Raw genomic sequence first — 19,750 nt, forward strand, 5'->3', positions numbered from 1 at the left:
ATATAACATACTGCAAAACTTATAATCGTACCTCGAAACAGGTCCAAACGATTGTTTTTTTTATGGACATGTCCAAAATATATATGCATCTTGAATAGACTTTAAAATAGTAAAATCAAATATAACTGTAAAGGTGCTTTTTTTAAAAGCACCTTTTTTTTTAACCATTAAATTTTTAAAATCATGAAAACACTAAAATCATTTAAGCAAAAAACACAATTTACCATGAATACTATTATTTCAAATGTCATGTACTGTACATATCATAACTACAATTTAAAGCCTCTATTATTATACCCTTAAAACTAATACATCATGAATACACACATAAATACTAACGTTCCATTTTTAATAACAAAAGAAATAAGCAACGCAAATGGATTTTTATTACCCCATGCACTCTATGAAAAAATTAAAACGGTTGCTACCTATCCGATAAAAGAATTTTATTTACATGACATTCCTGAGATTGAAAATTTCAAATTTAAAATGTATAAAAATGCTTTTGTAAACGATCATCTTACAATCCAAGCTCAATTAGTAAAAAAAGATAATGAAAAATATTGGGTAAGTGTAACCGTTACAAAACAAAAAAAGAATACTAATCTTCAAGAAAGAATTTGTAGTGCTTTATTTGATTTTCCAGAAGCCTCTTTAAATTACAAAACCAATAGGACTGCTTGTTAAATAAAATTCCCAAGTAAAACTTGGGAATTTCTTTTTCAATTAAAAACATATTTAATTTCCTGAATAGGAAACAAAATTACGTGGAGTTTCAAAAAGTGTTATTTCCAACTCTAAATTAGAATTTAGTTTGGGTTTTATTTTATTATAAATTACAACTGCTATATTTTCAGCCGTAGGATTTAAATCTTTAAATTCTGGTACTTCAACATTTAGATTTTTGTGGTCAAAAGCATCTTCAACTTCGTCTTTTATGATTTCTTTTAACACCTTTATGTCAATAACATAACCCGTTTCTTTATTAATATCACCAGTAACACTCACAATTAGTTCATAATTATGCCCATGAAAATTAGGGTTATTGCATTTACCGAAAATGGCATCATTCTTCTCAAAGTCCCAGTCTTTTCTATAGAGCCTATGGGCTGCGTTAAAGTGTGCTTTCCTACTAACCGTTACTTTCATTATTAATATTTATATGTTCGTAGAATTTTTCAAAAATAATTTTAAACCATGCCGTATAGATATCCGGTTTTTTTTCTATATCTTTTTTAATATCCTCTAAAGTCATCCACTTATAAGCTTCTACTTCTTCCGGATTTATTTGGGGAACCTCATTATAATAACCTATCAAAATATGATCTAATTCGTGCTCTGTCAAACCATTATCAAAAGGTGCTTTATAGATAAATGAAATCGTTTCTTTTAATGCCGTTGTAAAGCCCATTTCTTCTTGTAAACGTCTTGTACCTGCTTCTATATTACTTTCTCCTTCACGTTGGTGACTACAACATGTATTGGTCCATAAACCAGGTGTATGATACTTAGACAACGCTCGTTGTTGTAGCATCAATTCATTTTTATCATTGAAAATAAATACCGAAAATGCCCGATGCAACAACGCTTTTTCATGAGCCTCCATTTTGGGCATTAAACCTATTTGCTCATCTTTTTCGTTTACGAGAATCACTTTTTCTTCTTCCATAGTTTCACAAAAATACCAAGTAAATTATTAATATTATCATTCTTCTTATAAAATCTGAAATCACCATTCTGAATTCATAAATTATAAAGTATCTTTGCAAACATTTACAATCAAATATGAGTTTTTTAAAAGAAATACAACGCAGACGTACCTTTGGAATCATTTCACACCCCGATGCTGGTAAAACTACTTTAACAGAAAAATTACTTCTTTTTGGTGGGGCTATTCAAGAAGCTGGAGCTGTTAAAAGCAATAAAATAAAAAAAGGAGCTACCAGTGACTTTATGGAAATTGAACGCCAACGTGGAATATCTGTAGCTACCTCTGTTTTAGCATTTGAATATAATGGTATAAAAATTAATATTTTAGATACTCCTGGTCATAAAGATTTTGCTGAAGACACCTTTAGAACCTTAACCGCTGTAGATAGTGTTATTGTTGTAATTGACGTAGCAAAAGGGGTTGAGGAACAAACCGAAAAACTTGTTGAAGTTTGTAGAATGCGCAATATTCCAATGATTGTATTCATTAATAAAATGGATAGAGAAGGAAAAGATGCTTTTGATTTATTAGATGAAATTGAACAAAAATTAGGATTAAAAGTAGTACCATTAAGTTTCCCTATTGGTATGGGCTACGATTTTAAAGGTATTTATAACATTTGGGAAAAAAACATCAACCTTTTTAGCGGAGATAGTAGAAGAGATATAGAAGAAACAATAGAGATTTCAGATTTATCATCTTCAAAATTAGATGAATTGGTAGGGGAAAAAGCAGCCAATACTCTAAGAGAAGAAATTGAATTGGTTGAGGGAATCTACCCAGGTTTTGATAAAGATGACTATTTGAATGGAAACTTACAGCCTGTGTTTTTTGGTTCGGCTTTAAATAACTTTGGAGTAAGAGAACTATTAGATTGTTTTGTAGAAATAGCCCCTAAGCCAAGACCTAAGCAAAGTGAAGAGCGTTTGGTAGCGCCTAACGAAGATAAATTCACTGGATTTGTTTTTAAAATCCATGCCAACATGGATCCTAATCACAGAGATAGGTTAGCATTTATAAAAATTGTTTCTGGAAAATTTGAAAGAAATAAATCTTATCTACATGTTAGAAATAACAAAAAAATGAAATTTTCGAGTCCCAATGCTTTTTTTGCTGAGAAAAAAGAAATTGTAGATGTTTCCTATCCTGGTGATATTGTAGGCTTACATGACACTGGGAATTTTAAAATAGGAGACACATTAACTGAAGGAGAAACTATAAACTATAAAGGTGTTCCAAGCTTTTCTCCAGAGCATTTTAGATATATTAACAATGCCGATCCACTAAAATCTAAACAACTTTTTAAAGGAATTGATCAGTTAATGGATGAAGGTGTTGCCCAATTATTTACTTTGGAACTTAACGGCAGGAAAGTTATTGGAACTGTTGGTGCTTTACAATACGAAGTTATTCAATACCGCTTGGAACACGAGTACGGCGCTAAATGTACTTACGAGAACTTAAATGTATTTAAAGCGTGTTGGGTAGATCCTAAAGGTTCAAAAAGTGAAGAATACAAAGATTTTGTGAGAGTAAAACAACGTTTTTTAGCAAAAGACAAGCAAAATCAATTGGTATTTTTAGCCGATTCATCTTTTTCATTACAAATGACTCAACAGAAATATCCAAGTGTTAAGTTTCATTTCACCTCTGAATTTTAAAACAAAACCATTTGTAATAAAAAAATCCCTTTAGAAATATTTCTAAAGGGATTTTTTTATGCTTGACCAGTGGGACCAAAATTTAATGGAATTGGAGGCTGTTCATAATCTTTAATTTCACCGTGTGCATTTTCAAATCTTGCCACATTATCATGCAAAGCTTTAAGCAATCGCTTCGCATGTTGCGGTGTTAATATAATCCGTGATTTTACCTTACTTTTAGGAACCCCAGGCATAATATTTACAAAATCTACAACAAACTCAGACACAGAATGATTGATGATAGCTAAGTTTGAATACGTCCCTTCAGCAACTTTTTCATCCAACTCTATATTAATTTGTCCTTGATTTGGAGCTTGTTTGGGTTTTTCTTTTTCGTCTGCCATAATCTTAATAATTTAATTTAAAAAAGCCTCCAAGTTTTATACATGAAGGCTTTTATTTTATAGATTCCCGCCTTCGCGGGAATAAATTTGATTAGCAATCCCACTGTACTGTAGGATTGGAATCTCTTCTAATTATAATTTAACTCTTTAGCTTGCATCATTTCATCAAACTCTTCTTTAGAACCTACGATAATATCTGTATATCTACGCATACCTGTACCTGCAGGAATTCTATGTCCAACGATAACATTTTCTTTAAGACCTTCTAAATCATCAACTTTACCTGCTACAGCAGCTTCGTTAAGTACTTTAGTTGTTTCTTGGAAAGATGCCGCCGAAATAAACGATTTAGTCTGTAATGACGCTCTTGTAATCCCTTGTAAGATTGGTGTTGCCGTTGCTGGCATAGCATCTCTTGCTACTACAAGTTCTTTATCTTCTCTACGCAAAATAGAATTTTCATCACGTAATTCACGAGGTGAAATAATTTGACCTGCTTTTAAATTCGTAGAATCTCCAGCATCTTCAATTACTTTCATTCCAAAAATGTCATCGTTTTCTTTGATAAAATCATCTTTATGAGCCAATTGATCTTCTAAGAAAATAGTATCTCCAGAATCAATAATTCTTACTTTACGCATCATTTGTCTTACAACAACTTCAAAGTGCTTGTCATTAATTTTCACACCCTGTAAACGATATACTTCTTGTACTTCATTTACTAAATACTGTTGTACTGCAGAAGGCCCTTTGATATTTAAAATATCATTTGGCGTAATTGAACCATCTGATAAAGGCATCCCTGCTTTAATATAATCGTTTTCTTGAACTAAAATCTGGCTAGAAAGTTTTACTAAATACTTTTTAACTTCACCTAATTTAGATTCTACTATAATTTCACGGTTACCTCTTTTAATTTTACCGAAAGAAACAACACCATCAATTTCACTTACAACTGCTGGATTTGAAGGATTACGTGCTTCAAATAATTCTGTTACACGTGGTAAACCTCCTGTAATATCACCCGCTTTTGCAGATTTTCGAGGGATTTTAACTAAAATTTTTCCAACCTTAATTTTGTCTCCATCATCAATCATTAAGTGAGCCCCTACTGGTAAGTTATAAGAACGTATTACTTCTCCTTTAGAATCCTCAATATGAAGTGTAGGAATAAGTTTTTTGTTTCTAGATTCGGAAATCACTTTTTCTTGGAAACCTGTTTGTTCATCAATTTCTACCTGATAGGTAATACCTTGCTCAATATTTTCATATTTAATCTTACCAGCAAATTCAGAAATAATAACGCCATTATATGGGTCCCAAGAACAAACAACATCACCTTTAGATAGTTCTTGACCATTCTTAACAGATAATGTAGATCCGTAAGGAATATTATTTGTGCTTAAAGTAATACCTGTTTTCTTATCAGTTAATTTAAGTTCAGATGTTCTAGAAATAACAATATCAATCTCATTTCCTTCATTATCTTCACCTTTAACCGTTTTTAAGTCTTCAATTTCAGCTATACCATTAAACTTAACAACTAACTTGTTATCTTCAGAAATATTTCCTGCAATACCACCCACGTGGAATGTACGTAATGTTAACTGTGTTCCTGGTTCACCGATAGACTGTGCAGCAACAACCCCAACAGCTTCTCCACGTTGTACCATTTTACCAGTTGCTAAATTACGCCCGTAACATTTAGCACAAATACCATGTAAAGCTTCGCAAGTTAATGCAGAACGCACTTCAACAGATTCAATTGGAGATTCTTCAATAGCTTTAGCTATTTGATCTTCAATTAATTGACCAGAAGCGACTAACAACTCATCAGTTAATGGATTATAAACATCATTTAATGATACACGTCCAACAATTCTTTCAGAAAGTTTTTCAACAATTTCATCATTTTTCTTTAATGGCTCTACTTCTACACCTCTTAATGTACCACAATCTTCAGTATTGATAATAACATCTTGAGAAACATCTACCAGACGACGTGTTAAATAACCTGCATCGGCTGTTTTAAGGGCCGTATCCGCAAGACCTTTACGAGCACCGTGCGTAGAGATAAAGTATTCTAAAATTGAAAGACCTTCCTTAAAGTTAGATAGAATTGGATTTTCAATAATCTCTCCTCCACCTGCATTCGATTTTTTAGGTTTTGCCATTAATCCACGCATACCTGTAAGCTGACGAATCTGTTCTTTAGATCCACGAGCTCCAGAATCAAGCATCATAAACACCGAGTTAAATCCTTGTTGGTCTTCACGAATACGTTTCATTGACAATTCAGTCAATTCTGCATTGGTAGAAGTCCAAATATCAATAACTTGGTTATAACGTTCGTTATTTGTAATAAGCCCCATGTTATAGTTTCCGGTAATACCATCCACTAAACCATTAGCCTTATCAATCATGGATTGCTTTTCTGGTGGAATGATAATATCTCCTAAACTAAATGACAATCCACCTTGGAAAGCGAATTTAAATCCTAAAGTTCTAATATTATCTAAGAAATCAGCCGTTTCTGGAACGGATGTTCTTTTAAGGATTTCACCAATAATATCTCTTAAAGATTTTTTGGTCAATACTTGGTTGATATATCCAGCTGCTTGAGGCACGTGTTGATTAAACAATACACGCCCAACCGTAGTTTCAATAATCATTGGAGCAAGTTTACCATCTTCATTAATATCAATGGTTCTTACTTTTATACCAGCATTCAAATCAACTTGTTGCTCATTGAAAGCAATTTCTACTTCCTCTGGAGAATAAAAAGTTAATCCTTCACCTTTAATTGGTACTTCTGGAGTTGAAGTACGAAGTTTGGTCATATAATAAAGACCAAGTACCATATCTTGAGAAGGTACCGTTACAGGTGAACCATTAGCTGGATTTAAGATATTATGTGATGCCAACATTAATAATTGACATTCCAAAATAGCCTCTGGACCTAATGGTAAATGTACCGCCATTTGATCACCATCAAAATCCGCATTAAATGCCGTACAAACCAATGGGTGTAATTGAATAGCTTTCCCCTCAATTAATTTTGGTTGGAATGCTTGGATACCCAATCTGTGTAAAGTAGGCGCACGGTTTAGTAATACTGGATGTCCTTTCAGAACATTTTCCAATATATCCCAAACTACAGGCTCTCTTTTATCTATAATTTTCTTTGCAGATTTTACTGTTTTTACAATACCTCTTTCAATTAATTTTCTAATTACAAAAGGTTTGTATAACTCAGCTGCCATGTTTTTCGGCAGTCCACATTCAAATAATCTTAATTCTGGTCCAACAACAATTACCGAACGTGCAGAATAATCTACACGTTTACCAAGTAAGTTTTGACGGAAACGTCCTTGCTTACCTTTAAGTGAATCGGATAACGATTTTAATGGTCTATTAGAATCTGTTTTTACGGCAGACGATTTACGTGTGTTATCAAACAACGAATCTACAGATTCCTGTAGCATACGTTTTTCATTACGTAAAATCACTTCTGGAGCTTTTATCTCAACCAATCTTTTAAGACGGTTGTTACGGATAATAACTCGACGGTATAAGTCATTTAAATCTGATGTTGCAAAACGACCACCATCCAACGGCACTAAGGGACGTAATTCTGGCGGGATAATTGGCACAACTTTCATTATCATCCATTCTGGACGATTTTCTCTGTTGTTATTAGACTCTCTTAGAGCTTCAACAACTTGCAAACGTTTTAAAGCTTCTGTTTTACGTTGTTTAGATGTTTCTGTATTTGCTTTATGACGTAATTCGTATGATAAAGATTCTAAATCTATCCTCGCTAATAAATCAATTAAACATTCAGCTCCCATTTTAGCTAAAAACTTATTAGGATCTGTATCATCTAAATATTGATTATCTTGAGGCAGTGACTCTAAAATATTTAAATATTCTTCTTCTGTAAGGAAATCCAATTTTTGTAAAGGCTCTCCTTCTTCATTTTTTGCATTACCAGGCTGAATTACTACGTAACGTTCGTAGTAAATTATCATATCTAATTTCTTAGATGGTAAACCTAATAAATAACCAATTTTATTTGGTAACGAACGGAAGTACCAGATATGAGCCACAGGAACAACAAGGTTGATATGCCCGACTCTATCACGACGTACTTTCTTTTCAGTTACTTCTACACCACAACGGTCACAAACGATTCCTTTGTAGCGAATTCTTTTATATTTACCACAAGCACATTCATAATCCTTTACAGGACCAAAAATACGCTCACAGAACAAACCATCTCTTTCTGGTTTGTGAGTTCGATAATTGATAGTTTCTGGTTTTAAAACCTCACCTCTTGACTCTGCTAAAATAGACTCTGGTGACGCTAAACCAATGGAGATTTTATTAAATCTCTTTACTGTATTCTTATCTTGTTTTCTTGCCATAATTCGTATAGTGTGCAGTTCGCAGTCTTCAGTCTTCAGTGAACTCAAAAGTTAATTGAAAACTGAGACAACTCACCTAAAATTATTCCTCTAATCTAATATCTAATCCTAATCCTTTCAATTCGTGCATAAGTACGTTGAAAGACTCTGGTAATCCAGGTTCTGGCATTGGTTCGCCTTTTACGATTGCTTCATAAGTTTTAGCTCTACCAATAACATCATCAGATTTAACAGTTAGGATTTCACGTAAGGTACTTGATGCTCCATAAGCTTCAAGTGCCCATACCTCCATCTCACCAAAACGTTGACCACCAAACTGGGCTTTACCACCAAGCGGTTGTTGCGTAATTAATGAGTATGGTCCGATAGAACGTGCGTGCATTTTATCGTCAACCATGTGTCCTAATTTCAGCATATAAATAACACCAACAGTTGCCGGTTGATCAAAACGATTACCAGTACCTCCATCATATAAATATGTATGTCCGTATCTTGGAATTCCAGCTTCATCTGTAAACTCGTTAATTTGATCAATTGTAGCACCATCAAAAATAGGTGTTGCATACTTACGGTTTAATTTTTGTCCTGCCCAACCAAGAACAGTTTCATAAATTTGACCGATATTCATACGAGATGGTACACCAAGTGGATTCAATACAATATCTACAGGTGTTCCGTCTTCTAAGAAAGGCATATCTTCTTGACGGACAATACGTGCAACAATACCTTTATTACCATGGCGTCCTGCCATTTTATCTCCTACTTTAAGTTTACGCTTTTTAGCAATGTAAACTTTTGCTAATTTGATGATGCCTGCTGGCAATTCATCTCCTACTGAAATGGTAAATTTTTCACGACGTAAAGAACCTTGCAAATCGTTTTCCTTAATCTTATAGTTATGGATTAAATCAGCAACTAAAGTATTGGTGTGTTCATCAGTTGTCCATTTTCCAGATACTAAGTGCGCATAATCATCAACAGCATTTAACATTTTAAGTGTGAATTTTTTACCTTTTGGTAATACTTCTTCACCTAAATCATTGAAAATACCCTGAGCCGTTTTTCCATTTACAATATTGAAAAGTTTTTCAATTAAAACATCTTTTAAATCATCAAACTTTCTATCGTATTGTGCTTCTAAAGCCAAGATATCATCTTTATCTTGTGCTCTTTTACGCTTATCTTTTACAGCTCTTGCAAATAATTTCTTTTCAATAACAACACCATGTAATGAAGGCGATGCTTTTAAAGAGGCATCTTTAACATCTCCAGCTTTATCACCAAAAATAGCACGTAATAGTTTTTCTTCTGGAGTTGGATCAGATTCTCCTTTAGGAGTAATTTTACCAATTAAAATATCGCCAGGCTTTACTTCTGCTCCTACGCGAATCATTCCATGTTCATCTAAATCTTTGGTAGCTTCTTCTGAAACGTTAGGGATATCATTGGTTAACTCTTCATTACCCAACTTAGTGTCTCTTACTTCTAAAGAATACTCATCAATATGAATTGATGTAAAGATATCTTCACGAACCACTTTTTCAGAAATTACAATAGCATCCTCAAAGTTATACCCTTTCCAAGGCATGAAAGCTACTTTCATATTTCTTCCTAAAGCAAGCTCTCCTTTTTGAGTTGCATAGCCTTCACATAAAACTTGCCCTTTAGTAACTTTATCTCCTTTAACCACAATTGGTTTTAAGTTGATAGAAGTTCCTTGATTTGTTTTTCGGAATTTTACTAATGGATAGGTTTTAATATCGCTATCAAAACTTACTTTAGCTTCATCTTCAGTACGATCATACTTTATTACAATCTCTTGAGCATCAACATATTGCACAACACCACTTCCTTCGGCATTAATTAACACACGAGAATCTGAAGCTACTTGACGTTCTAAACCTGTACCAACAATTGGAGCGTCAACTCTTAATAAAGGTACGGCTTGACGCATCATGTTAGATCCCATCAAGGCTCTATTCGCATCATCATGTTCCAAAAATGGAATTAAAGATGCTGAAATAGATGATATTTGATTTGGTGCCACATCAGTATAATGCAGTGCTGCTGGTTCAATTACAGGGAAATCACCTTCCATTCTAGCAATTACCTTATCATGTAAAATCTTTCCGTTTTCATCAACCTTAACAGTTGCTTGTGCGATTAATTTTTCTTCTTCTTCTTCGGCACTTAAGTATGTAGGTGCATTATTAATATCTACAATACCATCAGTAACTTTTCTATATGGGGTTTCAATGAATCCCATAGAATTCACTTTAGCAAAAACTGAAAGTGAAGAAATTAAACCAATATTTGGCCCTTCTGGAGTTTCAATAGGACAAAGACGACCATAGTGTGTATAATGAACGTCACGTACTTCGAAACCAGCTCTTTCTCTAGATAAACCACCTGGTCCAAGAGCAGATAAACGACGTTTATGTGTAATTTCTGCTAATGGATTGGTTTGATCCATAAATTGAGATAACTGGTTTGTCCCGAAGAAAGAGTTAATAACAGAAGATAATGTCTTTGCATTAATCAAATCAATTGGGGTAAAAACCTCGTTATCACGAACGTTCATACGCTCACGAATGGTACGCGCCATACGTGCTAAACCAACCCCAAATTGTTGTGATAATTGCTCTCCAACCGTACGTACACGACGGTTTGATAAGTGGTCAATATCATCAATCTCTGCTTTTGAGTTGATAAGTTCAATTAAATATTTAATGATAGTAATGATATCTTCTTTAGTAAGCACTTGCTTATCCATTCCAATATCAAGACCTAATTTTTTATTCATTCTATAACGACCAACTTCTCCTAAAGAGTAACGTTGATCAGAAAAGAATAATTTATCTATAATCCCACGCGCTGTCTCCTCATCTGGCGGCTCAGCATTACGTAATTGTCTATATATATGCTCAACAGCTTCTTTTTCAGAATTTGTTGGATCTTTCTGAAGCGTATTATGTATAATTGCATAATCACCTTGTTCAGTACTTTCTTTATGCAAAAGAATCGTCTTAACATCAGCTTCAATAATTTCTTCAATATTATCCTTATCTAAAATAGTATCGCGATCAAGCACAATTTCGTTACGTTCTATAGATACCACTTCACCTGTATCTTCATCTACAAAATCCTCATGCCAAGTGTTTAACACACGTGCTGCTAATTTTCTTCCTAAATATTTCTTTAGTCCAGATTTTGAAACTTTTACCTCTTCAGCAAGGTCAAAAATCTCTAAAATATCTTTATCACGCTCAAAACCAATGGCACGGAAAAGCGTAGTAACTGGTAATTTTTTCTTTCTATCAATATAAGCATACATGACTTGATTGATATCAGTAGCAAACTCAATCCAAGAACCTTTAAATGGTATAACTCTTGCTGAATATAATTTTGTTCCATTTGCATGGAATGATTGACCGAAGAACACTCCAGGTGAACGGTGTAATTGAGATACTACTACACGTTCTGCACCGTTGATACAAAATGTACCAGATGGTGTCATATAAGGTATAGTTCCTAAGTACACATCTTGAACAATAGTCTCGAAATCCTCATGTTCAGGGTCTGTACAATATAATTTTAACCTTGCTTTTAGCGGAACGCTGTAAGTAAGTCCTCTTTCAATACACTCTTCAATGGCATATCTTGGTGGATCTACAAAGTAATCTAAAAATTCTAAAACGAATTGATTACGTGAATCTGTGATTGGAAAATTTTCCATGAAGGTATTATAAAGACCTTCGTCACCTCTTTCTTCTGATTTAGTTTCTAATTGGAAAAAATCCTGGAAGGATTTAATCTGAATATCCAAGAAATCCGGATAATCTGTCTTGTTTACAATAGACGAGAAATTTAATCTTTCAGCTTGTGTTGATAACATCAATGGACGGAATTATGATTAAAAAAAATAGTGATAGTGCATTACACACTAATTAAACGGCAAAAAACAATTCAATTATTTTGAGCTGTTTTATAATTTTTTTTGGTATAAATACTATTATACGCAAAATGGTCTAGGTCTGGTAGCGTTTGCTCCAGACCTAAACCTTTATATTTTAGAGATGGTAAGCTTACTTAAGCTCAACCTCAGCTCCTGCTTCTTCTAATGATGCTTTTAAAGCTTCTGCTTCATCTTTAGAAACAGCTTCTTTGATAGCGCTTGGTGCACCGTCAACTAATTCTTTAGCTTCTTTCAAGCCTAAACCAGTTAATTCTTTTACTAATTTAACTACTGCTAATTTAGAACCACCAGCTGCTTTTAATATAACATCAAATTCAGTTTGAGCTTCTTCAGCGTCTCCACCTGCAGCAGGACCAGCAACAGCAACTGCAGCAGCAGCAGCAGGCTCGATACCATACTCATCTTTTAATATAGTTGCTAACTCATTTACTTCTTTTACAGTAAGGTTAACTAATTGTTCTGCGAAATCTTTTAAATCTGCCATTTTTCTATCGTTTTAATAAATTTTTAATAAATAATATAATGTAATATAGTGCGTACTATCTATTACTATCCTTCTTTTTCGGATAGTGTTTTTAATATTCCAGCTAATTTTCCACCACTTGATTTAAGCGCTGAAACAACGTTTTTAGCAGGCGATTGTAATAAACCAACAATCTCTCCTAATAACTCTTCTTTAGACTTGATATCAACTAACATGTCTAACTGATCGTCACCGATATAAACAGCTTCCTCAATAAAAGCTCCTTTTAATAAAGGTTTTTCAGCTTTTTTACGAAATGTTTTTATCAACTTAGCTGGTACATTACCAGTTTCAGAATACATTACAGATGTATTCCCTTTTAAAACTGAAGGAAGGTTTCCAAAATCTCTTTCAGATGCTTCCATTGCTTTAGCAAGTAATGTATTCTTAACAACTGCCATTTTTACGTTTGCTTTAAAAGCAGCACGACGTAAATCTGAGGTAGTTCCTGCATTTAATCCTGAAATATCTGCTAAATAGATATTTGCATTATTGGCTAATTCTGCAGTTAAGTCCTCAATTACTTGTGATTTTTCTTCTCTTGTCATAATAAAAGTTTTAACTCAATTAACCAATTTTAGGATCAACAGCAATACTTGGGCTCATTGTAGATGACATAAATATGCTTTTTACATAAACACCTTTTGCAGTGGTCGGTTTTAGTTTTATTAATGTTGTTAATAATTCATTTGCATTTCCTGCAATTTTATCAGCACTAAATGATGCTTTACCTATAGCAGCGTGTACAATACCAGTTTTATCAACTTTAAAGTCAATCTTACCAGCTTTTACTTCTGTTACTGCTTTTGCAACATCCATAGTTACTGTACCTGTTTTTGGGTTAGGCATTAAACCACGTGGGCCTAATACACGTCCTAAAGGACCTAATTTACCCATAACACTTGGCATAGTGATAATTACATCTACATCAGTCCATCCACTCTTGATTTTATCAAGGTATTCATCTAATCCTACGTAATCTGCCCCAGCTTCTTTAGCTTCTGCTTCTTTGTCTGGTGTTACTAATGCTAATACTTTCATATCTTTACCAGTACCATGTGGCAATGAAACCACTCCTCTTACCATTTGATTTGCTTTACGAGGATCTACTCCTAAACGCACAGCTATATCAACTGAAGAGTCAAATTTAGTATTGGTAACATCTTTAATCAATGCTGATGCTTCATCAACAGAATAAAGTTTTCCTTTTTCAATTTTTGCTAAAGCTTCTTTTTGCTTTTTTGTTAATCTTGCCATTTTCTAATGTCTTTAATAGATTAATTTGGTGCGTTTCCAGTTACGGTTATACCCATAGACCTTGCGGTACCAGCTACCATTTTCATAGCAGATTCAATCGTAAATGCATTTAAATCTACCATTTTGTCTTCTGCTATCGTTTTAATCTGATCCCATGAAACTTTAGCTACTTTTTTTCGGTTTGGCTCTCCAGATCCCTTTTTCACCTTAGCTGCTTCTAATAACTGAACTGCTGCTGGTGGTGTTTTGATTACAAAGTCAAATGATTTGTCTTTGTAAACAGATATAACTACAGGTAAAACTTTACCTGGCTTATCTTGAGTTCTGGCATTGAATTGCTTACAGAACTCCATGATGTTGACACCTGCAGCTCCTAAAGCGGGTCCAACCGGTGGCGATGGATTCGCAGCACCTCCCCGAACTTGTAACTTAACTACTTTACCTAATTCTTTTGCCATTTTTAATAATTTAATTTTTGATGTTATCTCTCTATTGGAAGCGAAAGACTCATCTATCTTAATGTAACACTATTATACTTTTTCAACTTGCATATAGCTTAACTCTAATGGTGTTTTTCTTCCGAAAATTTTCACCATTACTTCAAGCTTACGCTTTTCTTCATTAATTTTTTCAATCGTTCCATCAAAACCATTAAATGGTCCATCAATAACTTTAACAGTTTCTCCTTTTGTAAAAGGGATGGCTACATTGGTACTTTCTTCAACTGAAAGCTCATCAACTTTACCTAACATTCTGTTTACTTCAGATTGTCTTAATGGCACAGGATCTCCACCTTTAGTTTCACCTAAAAAACCGATAACATTGGTCACAGATCTAATAATATGTGGAACTTCTCCTGTTAAATTAGCTTGAACCATTATATAACCAGGAAAAAAAACTTTTTCTTTGTGTATCTTTTTTCCATTTCTAATCTGAACAACTCTTTCTGTTGGCACCAATACTTGATCCACATAATCTTGAAGTCCTAAACGAGCAATTTCAGTCTCTATATAGGCTTTAATTTTGTTTTCTTGACCACTTACGGCTCTAACAACATACCATTTTTTTTCACTTACTTCAGACATATTGTTTTCTTTTAACCGATAATGTTTTCAAAGTAAAAAGTAATAACTTCACTAAATACAGTATCTATTCCCCAAATTGCAAGAGAAAATATAATTGAAAATACAGCAACTAAAATAGTCATACTCTGAGCTTCAGCCCAAGTAGGCCAACTAACATTATTTTTTAGTTCGCCAAATGATTCCTTTATATAATTTACAATTCCAGCCATTTTGTTATTCTTTTTTAATATGAATTGAAACACTTTTTCAATTCTAAAAACTAATAGATAAACCTATTATTGCACGGGCGGAGAGACTCGAACTCCCGACACCTGGTTTTGGAGACCAGTGCTCTACCAACTGAGCTACGCCCGTAAATACAAGTTAAGGTATTCCGTTATCCCGATATTTAGGAAGGAACACCTTTACTTGTAATATATATTAAACTTTAATTAGTCTAAAATTTCAGTTACCTGACCAGCACCTACTGTACGACCACCTTCACGTATTGCGAAACGTAAACCAACGTTCATTGCAATTTTTTGAATAAGCTCTACAGTAATAGTTAAGTTATCTCCAGGCATCACCATCTCAACACCATCAGGAAGCGCAATGTTTCCTGTTACGTCAGTTGTACGTACGTAAAACTGAGGTCGGTAGTTATTATGGAATGGTGTATGACGACCACCTTCTTCTTTTTTCAAGATATAAACCTCTGCTTTAAATTTAGAGTGAGGAGTTACAGATCCAGGCTTAACAATAACCATACCTCTAGAGATTTGAGACTTCTCAATACCTCTTAATAAGATACCAGCGTTATCACCAGCTTCACCTCTATCAAGAATTTGACGGAACATTTCAATACCAGTAATAGTAGAAGTTAATTTCTCAGCTCCCATACCAATAATTTCAACAGGATCTCCTGTTTTTGCAATACCAGTTTCAATACGACCTGTTGCAACAGTACCACGACCAGTAATTGAGAATACATCTTCTATAGGCATTAAGAAATCCTTATCAACTTCACGTTGTGGCTCTTCAATCCATGCATCAACTTGCTCCATTAATTCTAATACCGTATCTACCCATTTTTGCTCACCGTTAAGCGCACCTAAAGCAGAACCAGCTACTACAGGACCATTATCTCCATCATATTCATAGAAAGACAATAAATCTCTGATTTCCATATCTACTAATTCAAGTAACTCTTCATCATCAACCATATCCACTTTATTCATGAATACAACGATACGAGGAATACCAACCTGACGGCCTAAAAGGATGTGCTCACGAGTTTGCGGCATTGGTCCATCTGTAGCTGCTACTACCAAGATAGCACCATCCATTTGTGCAGCACCAGTTACCATGTTTTTTACGTAATCCGCGTGACCTGGACAGTCAACGTGCGCATAGTGACGGTTAGCTGTTTGATATTCTACGTGAGAAGTGTTAATTGTTATACCTCTTTCTTTTTCTTCTGGAGCGTTATCAATTTGATCAAATGATCTTGCTTCTGAGAAACCTGCATCAGCTAATACTTTAGTAATAGCAGCAGTTAAAGTTGTTTTACCGTGATCTACGTGTCCAATAGTACCGATATTTAAGTGTGGTTTTGAACGATCGAAAGTTGCCTTTGCCATGTTTTTAATAATTTAATCTTAGTTATATAATAATAATTAGTGTGTTCTAATTTAATTCAAAATTGAGCCAATGACGAGAATTGAACTCGTGACCTCTTCCTTACCAAGGAAACGCTCTACCCCTGAGCTACACCGGCGTGTCATTTACGATTGCCGATTTTGATTTACGATTCACAAATCGCACATCGTAACTCGTAAACTATTGAGCGAGAGACCGGGTTCGAACCGGCGACATTCAGCTTGGAAGGCTGACGCTCTACCAACTGAGCTACTCTCGCATTTTTTTCAACAAGCTTATGACTTGTTTTTGGTACATTATTTCAACTTTAACAATCTCTACCGACGTAGAAATATTGTGGGGAGAGCAGGATTCGAACCTGCGAAGACGTAGTCAGCAGATTTACAGTCTGCCCTCGTTGGCCGCTTGAGTATCTCCCCAAACCAATTTTTAAATTCAAAAAACCTAAATTTAAAAATTATTTACTTTTCAAAATTTCAAGAGCCGATGGAGGGACTCGAACCCACGACCTGCTGATTACAAATCAGCTGCTCTAGCCAGCTGAGCTACATCGGCTTTTCTTACTTTTTTTCACAAAAAAAAGCCCGCTATTTCTAACGGACTGCAAATGTATAGATTTTTTATTTTAATCAAAACATTTTTTTATTTATTTTACTATAAATGTGCTCTTAATTTTTCTTTTCGCTTTTTAAGTTGTCTTTCTAATGAAGATATAGCCATGTCTGCACCTTCCTCAAATGATTTACATTGTTTTTTTACTACGAAACTATCACCTGGAACACTCACTCTAGCTTCAAAAACTTTATTTTCTTTGTCACTTGTGTTCTCTACTTTTAAATAAACGTCAGATTTTATGACTTTATCATAAAACATATCTAATTTATCCATCCGTTTTTGAATGAAATTTATCAATTTTTGATCTGCATTAAAATTGACGGATTGCGTGTTTACTTTCATACTTTAAATTTTTGGTTAAACAATCATTTTCTACTCGACTATTTTTTACTTCTTGGGTGCGCTTTAATATGGACTTTTTTTAACTCAGCAATACTATTATGAGTATATACTTGTGTGGCAGCCAAACTTGAATGACCTAAAAGCTCTTTAACGGCATTTAAATCAGCACCTTGATTTAATAAATGCGTGGCAAAGGAGTGCCTTAATATATGTGGACTCTTTTTTACCTTGGAAGATGCCTTACTAAAATAACCATTTATTATTCTGTAAACAAGTGTTTCGTATATTTTAACTCCTTTTTTAGTTAAAAAAAGATGTCTGTCATTTAAAATAATAGGCAACTCGTTTCTTAAATCTAAATAGTTATTAATGGTTTCTACTACAGATTTTAATAACGGGATAACACGTTCTTTATTTCTTTTCCCTAACACTTTTAAGGTTTTATTATGAAAATCTATACTTTCTATTTTTAACCCTACTAACTCTATTCTTCTAATACCCGTTGAATAAAACAATTCAATGATAAGTTTATCTCTAATACCTTCAAAATCGTCTTCATAATGCAACTCATCCAATACGACTGCTATTTCTTCTTCAGAAAAAGGAATCTGGATTTTTTTACTTGTTTTTAGAGCTTTGTGTTTTGCTAACGGATTCCTTTCTATGGCCTCTATTTTTAAAAGAAACTTATAATAACTATTTAATGCTGATACTTTTCTATTTATACTTTTATTTGAAATATCTTTATTTACCATACATACAATCCAACTTCTTATTTGCGAGTAATTAACATCACTTATTGAATTCATTTGATAAGTTTCAACTATAAAACCACTAAAACTCTCTAAATCATTAAGATAAGCTTTTACGGTTAAATTAGAATACTTTTTTTCAAGTAACAAATAATCTGTAAATGGTATGAAAGACAAAATTGGACTTATTAAATAATTAAATTTTTAAACTCTTTTCAGATAAAAGTACAACCTTTAATTTAATATTAAAACAAAAAAAATCCCGCTAATAGCGGGATTTTAAATTTATTACATACAAGTCTATACTTCTTCTGCATCTCTTAAAGCTTGTATATACTGTGCTTTTTGTATTTGAGCTCTACGTACAACTGAAGGCTTATTAAACTGTTTGCGCGTTTGTAACTGACGTTTAGTTTGAGTTTTATCAAACTTACGCTTAAAACGTTTTAACGCTCTATCTATATTTTCTCCTTCTTTTATTGGTATTATTAACATAGTGTCTTAACCTCCTCTCTTTTAGAATTTTCAGGCTGCAAATATAAAAACTAATTTAAAACCTGCAATTAATCATCATTATTATTTTAAAAAATAATTAGTATCTAATCACAAACAGGTATTATGACTTTGTAAAAATTTCATCTACCTTCGTTTAGCAGTTAATAAAGAAAATTTAAAAGTCCTCATGTTAAATTGAAAGAAACTCTTAAAATAGCATTAATCACAATTCTAATATATAATTGCTCCGACTCTAAAAAAAAGAACATTAATGTATCGGAAACATATTCAGATTCCATCTTTGAAAACGGAATTACCATTGATAATCGCGTTTTACATGTATATGATATTGAAAAAGCAATCCGAACAGAAAATTATGAATTAACTATTGAACAAAGCCATAGTTCAACAAATTATCACTAAAAATTTATTTGACAATAATAAAAATATGGACTTCAAGTTTGATGAAAAATCTCAATGGATTTACTTTTCAGGAATAGCTTTTAAATTAGTAAAAAAGAAATATTTTTTTGACAGTAAACTATCCGAATCTAAATTTGACCTTTATGAAACAGTAGACAAATTTGATGATGGAATGGGACCCGCTCTATTTAATAAAGATTATGGAGTTCTAAATATTGATAATGGCTGGGGAAAATTTTTTATTTATTTGAAAACTGACATAGATTCCATATTAGCAAAAAAAATAATTTTAAAAGTATCTCAATAAAAACGTTTTAAATATGCTATGTAAAAGAACACTACATTTTAAGCTTAGTCAAATGTAATTTACTTTATTTATTTACGTTCTATTTTTCTTCAAATAACACACAATTAATTATTCGTGTGAATACGTTAAACGTCCTTGTCAAAAACATATCA

At 33.3% G+C, this 19,750-nt stretch carries 19 protein-coding genes and 5 tRNA genes; 4 read left to right on the forward strand and 20 right to left on the reverse strand.

Annotation, left to right across the window (positions count from 1 at the left end; translation table 11 throughout):
* The first annotated feature begins 315 nt into the window (after positions 1–315).
* Positions 316–687, forward strand: a complete 372-nt coding sequence (locus tag APS56_RS05500; RefSeq protein ID WP_054725730.1) for a hypothetical protein — start codon at positions 316–318, stop codon at positions 685–687.
* A gap of 51 nt (positions 688–738) precedes the next feature.
* Here the strand turns inward: APS56_RS05500 and APS56_RS05505 are convergent, their stop codons facing one another.
* Both APS56_RS05505 and idi read right to left on the reverse strand, forming a co-directional pair.
* A complete protein-coding gene (locus tag APS56_RS05505; protein WP_054725733.1) occupies positions 739–1,149 on the reverse strand; it encodes a 6-pyruvoyl trahydropterin synthase family protein in 411 nt (136 codons plus the stop codon).
* Positions 1,133–1,669, reverse strand: coding sequence for an isopentenyl-diphosphate Delta-isomerase (gene idi, locus APS56_RS05510; RefSeq protein ID WP_054725736.1), 537 nt, complete (start codon positions 1,667–1,669; stop codon positions 1,133–1,135). Before idi ends, APS56_RS05505 begins: the two co-directional genes overlap by 17 nt.
* Positions 1,670–1,785: 116 nt before the next feature.
* Between idi and APS56_RS05515 the strand changes: the two genes are divergently transcribed.
* Entirely contained in the window at positions 1,786–3,372 is a 1,587-nt protein-coding gene (locus APS56_RS05515) for a peptide chain release factor 3 (RefSeq protein ID WP_054725739.1), read from the forward strand.
* Positions 3,373–3,428: 56 nt separating this feature from the next.
* Here the strand turns inward: APS56_RS05515 and APS56_RS05520 are convergent, their stop codons facing one another.
* The 18 genes from APS56_RS05520 to rpsU all read right to left on the reverse strand — a co-directional run bounded on the left by APS56_RS05520 (position 3,429) and on the right by rpsU (position 18,868).
* On the reverse strand, positions 3,429–3,758 hold the full coding sequence (locus APS56_RS05520) for a DUF3467 domain-containing protein (protein WP_054725742.1): 330 nt from the start codon (positions 3,756–3,758) through the stop codon (positions 3,429–3,431).
* A 128-nt stretch (positions 3,759–3,886) separates the two neighbouring features.
* Positions 3,887–8,185 (reverse strand): DNA-directed RNA polymerase subunit beta', encoded by a 4,299-nt coding sequence (gene rpoC, locus APS56_RS05525; protein ID WP_054725744.1) that lies wholly within the window; start codon positions 8,183–8,185, stop codon positions 3,887–3,889.
* Positions 8,186–8,267: 82 nt separating this feature from the next.
* Positions 8,268–12,080: a DNA-directed RNA polymerase subunit beta gene (gene rpoB, locus APS56_RS05530; RefSeq protein ID WP_054725747.1), complete on the reverse strand. Its 3,813-nt coding sequence runs from the start codon at positions 12,078–12,080 to the stop codon at positions 8,268–8,270.
* Between the two features lie 190 nt (positions 12,081–12,270).
* Positions 12,271–12,645 carry a 50S ribosomal protein L7/L12 gene (gene rplL, locus APS56_RS05535; protein WP_054725749.1) on the reverse strand — a complete coding sequence of 125 codons (375 nt, stop codon included), beginning with the start codon at positions 12,643–12,645 and terminating at the stop codon, positions 12,271–12,273.
* A gap of 65 nt (positions 12,646–12,710) precedes the next feature.
* Positions 12,711–13,232 carry a 50S ribosomal protein L10 gene (gene rplJ / locus APS56_RS05540; protein ID WP_054725752.1) on the reverse strand — a complete coding sequence of 174 codons (522 nt, stop codon included), beginning with the start codon at positions 13,230–13,232 and terminating at the stop codon, positions 12,711–12,713.
* Positions 13,233–13,251: 19 nt separating this feature from the next.
* Entirely contained in the window at positions 13,252–13,941 is a 690-nt protein-coding gene (rplA, locus tag APS56_RS05545; protein WP_054725754.1) for a 50S ribosomal protein L1, read from the reverse strand.
* Between the two features lie 20 nt (positions 13,942–13,961).
* A complete protein-coding gene (rplK, locus tag APS56_RS05550) occupies positions 13,962–14,399 on the reverse strand; it encodes a 50S ribosomal protein L11 (RefSeq protein WP_054725757.1) in 438 nt (145 codons plus the stop codon).
* Positions 14,400–14,471: 72 nt separating this feature from the next.
* A complete protein-coding gene (gene nusG / locus APS56_RS05555; protein WP_054725760.1) occupies positions 14,472–15,026 on the reverse strand; it encodes a transcription termination/antitermination protein NusG in 555 nt (184 codons plus the stop codon).
* A gap of 11 nt (positions 15,027–15,037) precedes the next feature.
* Positions 15,038–15,235 carry a preprotein translocase subunit SecE gene (secE, locus tag APS56_RS05560; RefSeq protein WP_054725763.1) on the reverse strand — a complete coding sequence of 66 codons (198 nt, stop codon included), beginning with the start codon at positions 15,233–15,235 and terminating at the stop codon, positions 15,038–15,040.
* Between the two features lie 72 nt (positions 15,236–15,307).
* Positions 15,308–15,380: transfer RNA gene (locus APS56_RS05565), tRNA-Trp, on the reverse strand.
* A gap of 77 nt (positions 15,381–15,457) precedes the next feature.
* On the reverse strand, positions 15,458–16,645 hold the full coding sequence (tuf, locus tag APS56_RS05570; protein WP_054725766.1) for an elongation factor Tu: 1,188 nt from the start codon (positions 16,643–16,645) through the stop codon (positions 15,458–15,460).
* A gap of 65 nt (positions 16,646–16,710) precedes the next feature.
* A tRNA-Thr gene (locus APS56_RS05575) sits at positions 16,711–16,782 on the reverse strand.
* A gap of 68 nt (positions 16,783–16,850) precedes the next feature.
* Positions 16,851–16,923, reverse strand: a tRNA-Gly gene (locus APS56_RS05580).
* 78 nt (positions 16,924–17,001) lie between these two features.
* Positions 17,002–17,083: transfer RNA gene (locus tag APS56_RS05585), tRNA-Tyr, on the reverse strand.
* A 62-nt stretch (positions 17,084–17,145) separates the two neighbouring features.
* Positions 17,146–17,219, reverse strand: a tRNA-Thr gene (locus APS56_RS05590).
* A 99-nt stretch (positions 17,220–17,318) separates the two neighbouring features.
* The gene (gene hpf / locus APS56_RS05595) at positions 17,319–17,621 is read right to left on the reverse strand and encodes a ribosome hibernation-promoting factor, HPF/YfiA family (RefSeq protein ID WP_054725769.1); all 303 of its coding nucleotides are present in this window, start codon (positions 17,619–17,621) and stop codon (positions 17,319–17,321) included.
* A 38-nt stretch (positions 17,622–17,659) separates the two neighbouring features.
* A complete protein-coding gene (locus tag APS56_RS05600; RefSeq protein ID WP_054725781.1) occupies positions 17,660–18,550 on the reverse strand; it encodes a tyrosine-type recombinase/integrase in 891 nt (296 codons plus the stop codon).
* A 123-nt stretch (positions 18,551–18,673) separates the two neighbouring features.
* Positions 18,674–18,868, reverse strand: coding sequence for a 30S ribosomal protein S21 (rpsU, locus tag APS56_RS05605; RefSeq protein WP_054725784.1), 195 nt, complete (start codon positions 18,866–18,868; stop codon positions 18,674–18,676).
* A gap of 195 nt (positions 18,869–19,063) precedes the next feature.
* On the opposite strand from rpsU, the gene APS56_RS16940 reads away from it, so the two are divergent.
* Positions 19,064–19,291, forward strand: coding sequence for a hypothetical protein (locus APS56_RS16940; RefSeq protein ID WP_157757611.1), 228 nt, complete (start codon positions 19,064–19,066; stop codon positions 19,289–19,291).
* A gap of 25 nt (positions 19,292–19,316) precedes the next feature.
* On the forward strand, positions 19,317–19,598 hold the full coding sequence (locus tag APS56_RS05610) for a hypothetical protein (protein WP_157757612.1): 282 nt from the start codon (positions 19,317–19,319) through the stop codon (positions 19,596–19,598).
* Positions 19,599–19,750 lie beyond the last annotated feature (152 nt).

The sequence above is a fragment of the Pseudalgibacter alginicilyticus genome (genome assembly GCF_001310225.1).
GTDB lineage: Bacteria > Bacteroidota > Bacteroidia > Flavobacteriales > Flavobacteriaceae > Pseudalgibacter > Pseudalgibacter alginicilyticus.

Excerpts from the sequence above, each read along its gene's own strand:
- APS56_RS05500 (WP_054725730.1), top strand. The coding sequence starts at position 316 with ATGAATACACACATAAATACTAACGTTCCATTTTTAATAACAAAAGAA.
- APS56_RS05505 (WP_054725733.1), bottom strand. The coding sequence starts at position 1,149 with ATGAAAGTAACGGTTAGTAGGAAAGCACACTTTAACGCAGCCCATAGG.
- idi (WP_054725736.1), bottom strand. The coding sequence starts at position 1,669 with ATGGAAGAAGAAAAAGTGATTCTCGTAAACGAAAAAGATGAGCAAATA.
- APS56_RS05515 (WP_054725739.1), top strand. The coding sequence starts at position 1,786 with ATGAGTTTTTTAAAAGAAATACAACGCAGACGTACCTTTGGAATCATT.
- APS56_RS05520 (WP_054725742.1), bottom strand. The coding sequence starts at position 3,758 with ATGGCAGACGAAAAAGAAAAACCCAAACAAGCTCCAAATCAAGGACAA.
- rpoC (WP_054725744.1), bottom strand. The coding sequence starts at position 8,185 with ATGGCAAGAAAACAAGATAAGAATACAGTAAAGAGATTTAATAAAATC.
- rpoB (WP_054725747.1), bottom strand. The coding sequence starts at position 12,080 with ATGTTATCAACACAAGCTGAAAGATTAAATTTCTCGTCTATTGTAAAC.
- rplL (WP_054725749.1), bottom strand. The coding sequence starts at position 12,645 with ATGGCAGATTTAAAAGATTTCGCAGAACAATTAGTTAACCTTACTGTA.
- rplJ (WP_054725752.1), bottom strand. The coding sequence starts at position 13,232 with ATGACAAGAGAAGAAAAATCACAAGTAATTGAGGACTTAACTGCAGAA.
- rplA (WP_054725754.1), bottom strand. The coding sequence starts at position 13,941 with ATGGCAAGATTAACAAAAAAGCAAAAAGAAGCTTTAGCAAAAATTGAA.
- rplK (WP_054725757.1), bottom strand. The coding sequence starts at position 14,399 with ATGGCAAAAGAATTAGGTAAAGTAGTTAAGTTACAAGTTCGGGGAGGT.
- nusG (WP_054725760.1), bottom strand. The coding sequence starts at position 15,026 with ATGTCTGAAGTAAGTGAAAAAAAATGGTATGTTGTTAGAGCCGTAAGT.
- secE (WP_054725763.1), bottom strand. The coding sequence starts at position 15,235 with ATGGCTGGAATTGTAAATTATATAAAGGAATCATTTGGCGAACTAAAA.
- tuf (WP_054725766.1), bottom strand. The coding sequence starts at position 16,645 with ATGGCAAAGGCAACTTTCGATCGTTCAAAACCACACTTAAATATCGGT.
- hpf (WP_054725769.1), bottom strand. The coding sequence starts at position 17,621 with ATGAAAGTAAACACGCAATCCGTCAATTTTAATGCAGATCAAAAATTG.
- rpsU (WP_054725784.1), bottom strand. The coding sequence starts at position 18,868 with ATGTTAATAATACCAATAAAAGAAGGAGAAAATATAGATAGAGCGTTA.
- APS56_RS05610 (WP_157757612.1), top strand. The coding sequence starts at position 19,317 with ATGGACTTCAAGTTTGATGAAAAATCTCAATGGATTTACTTTTCAGGA.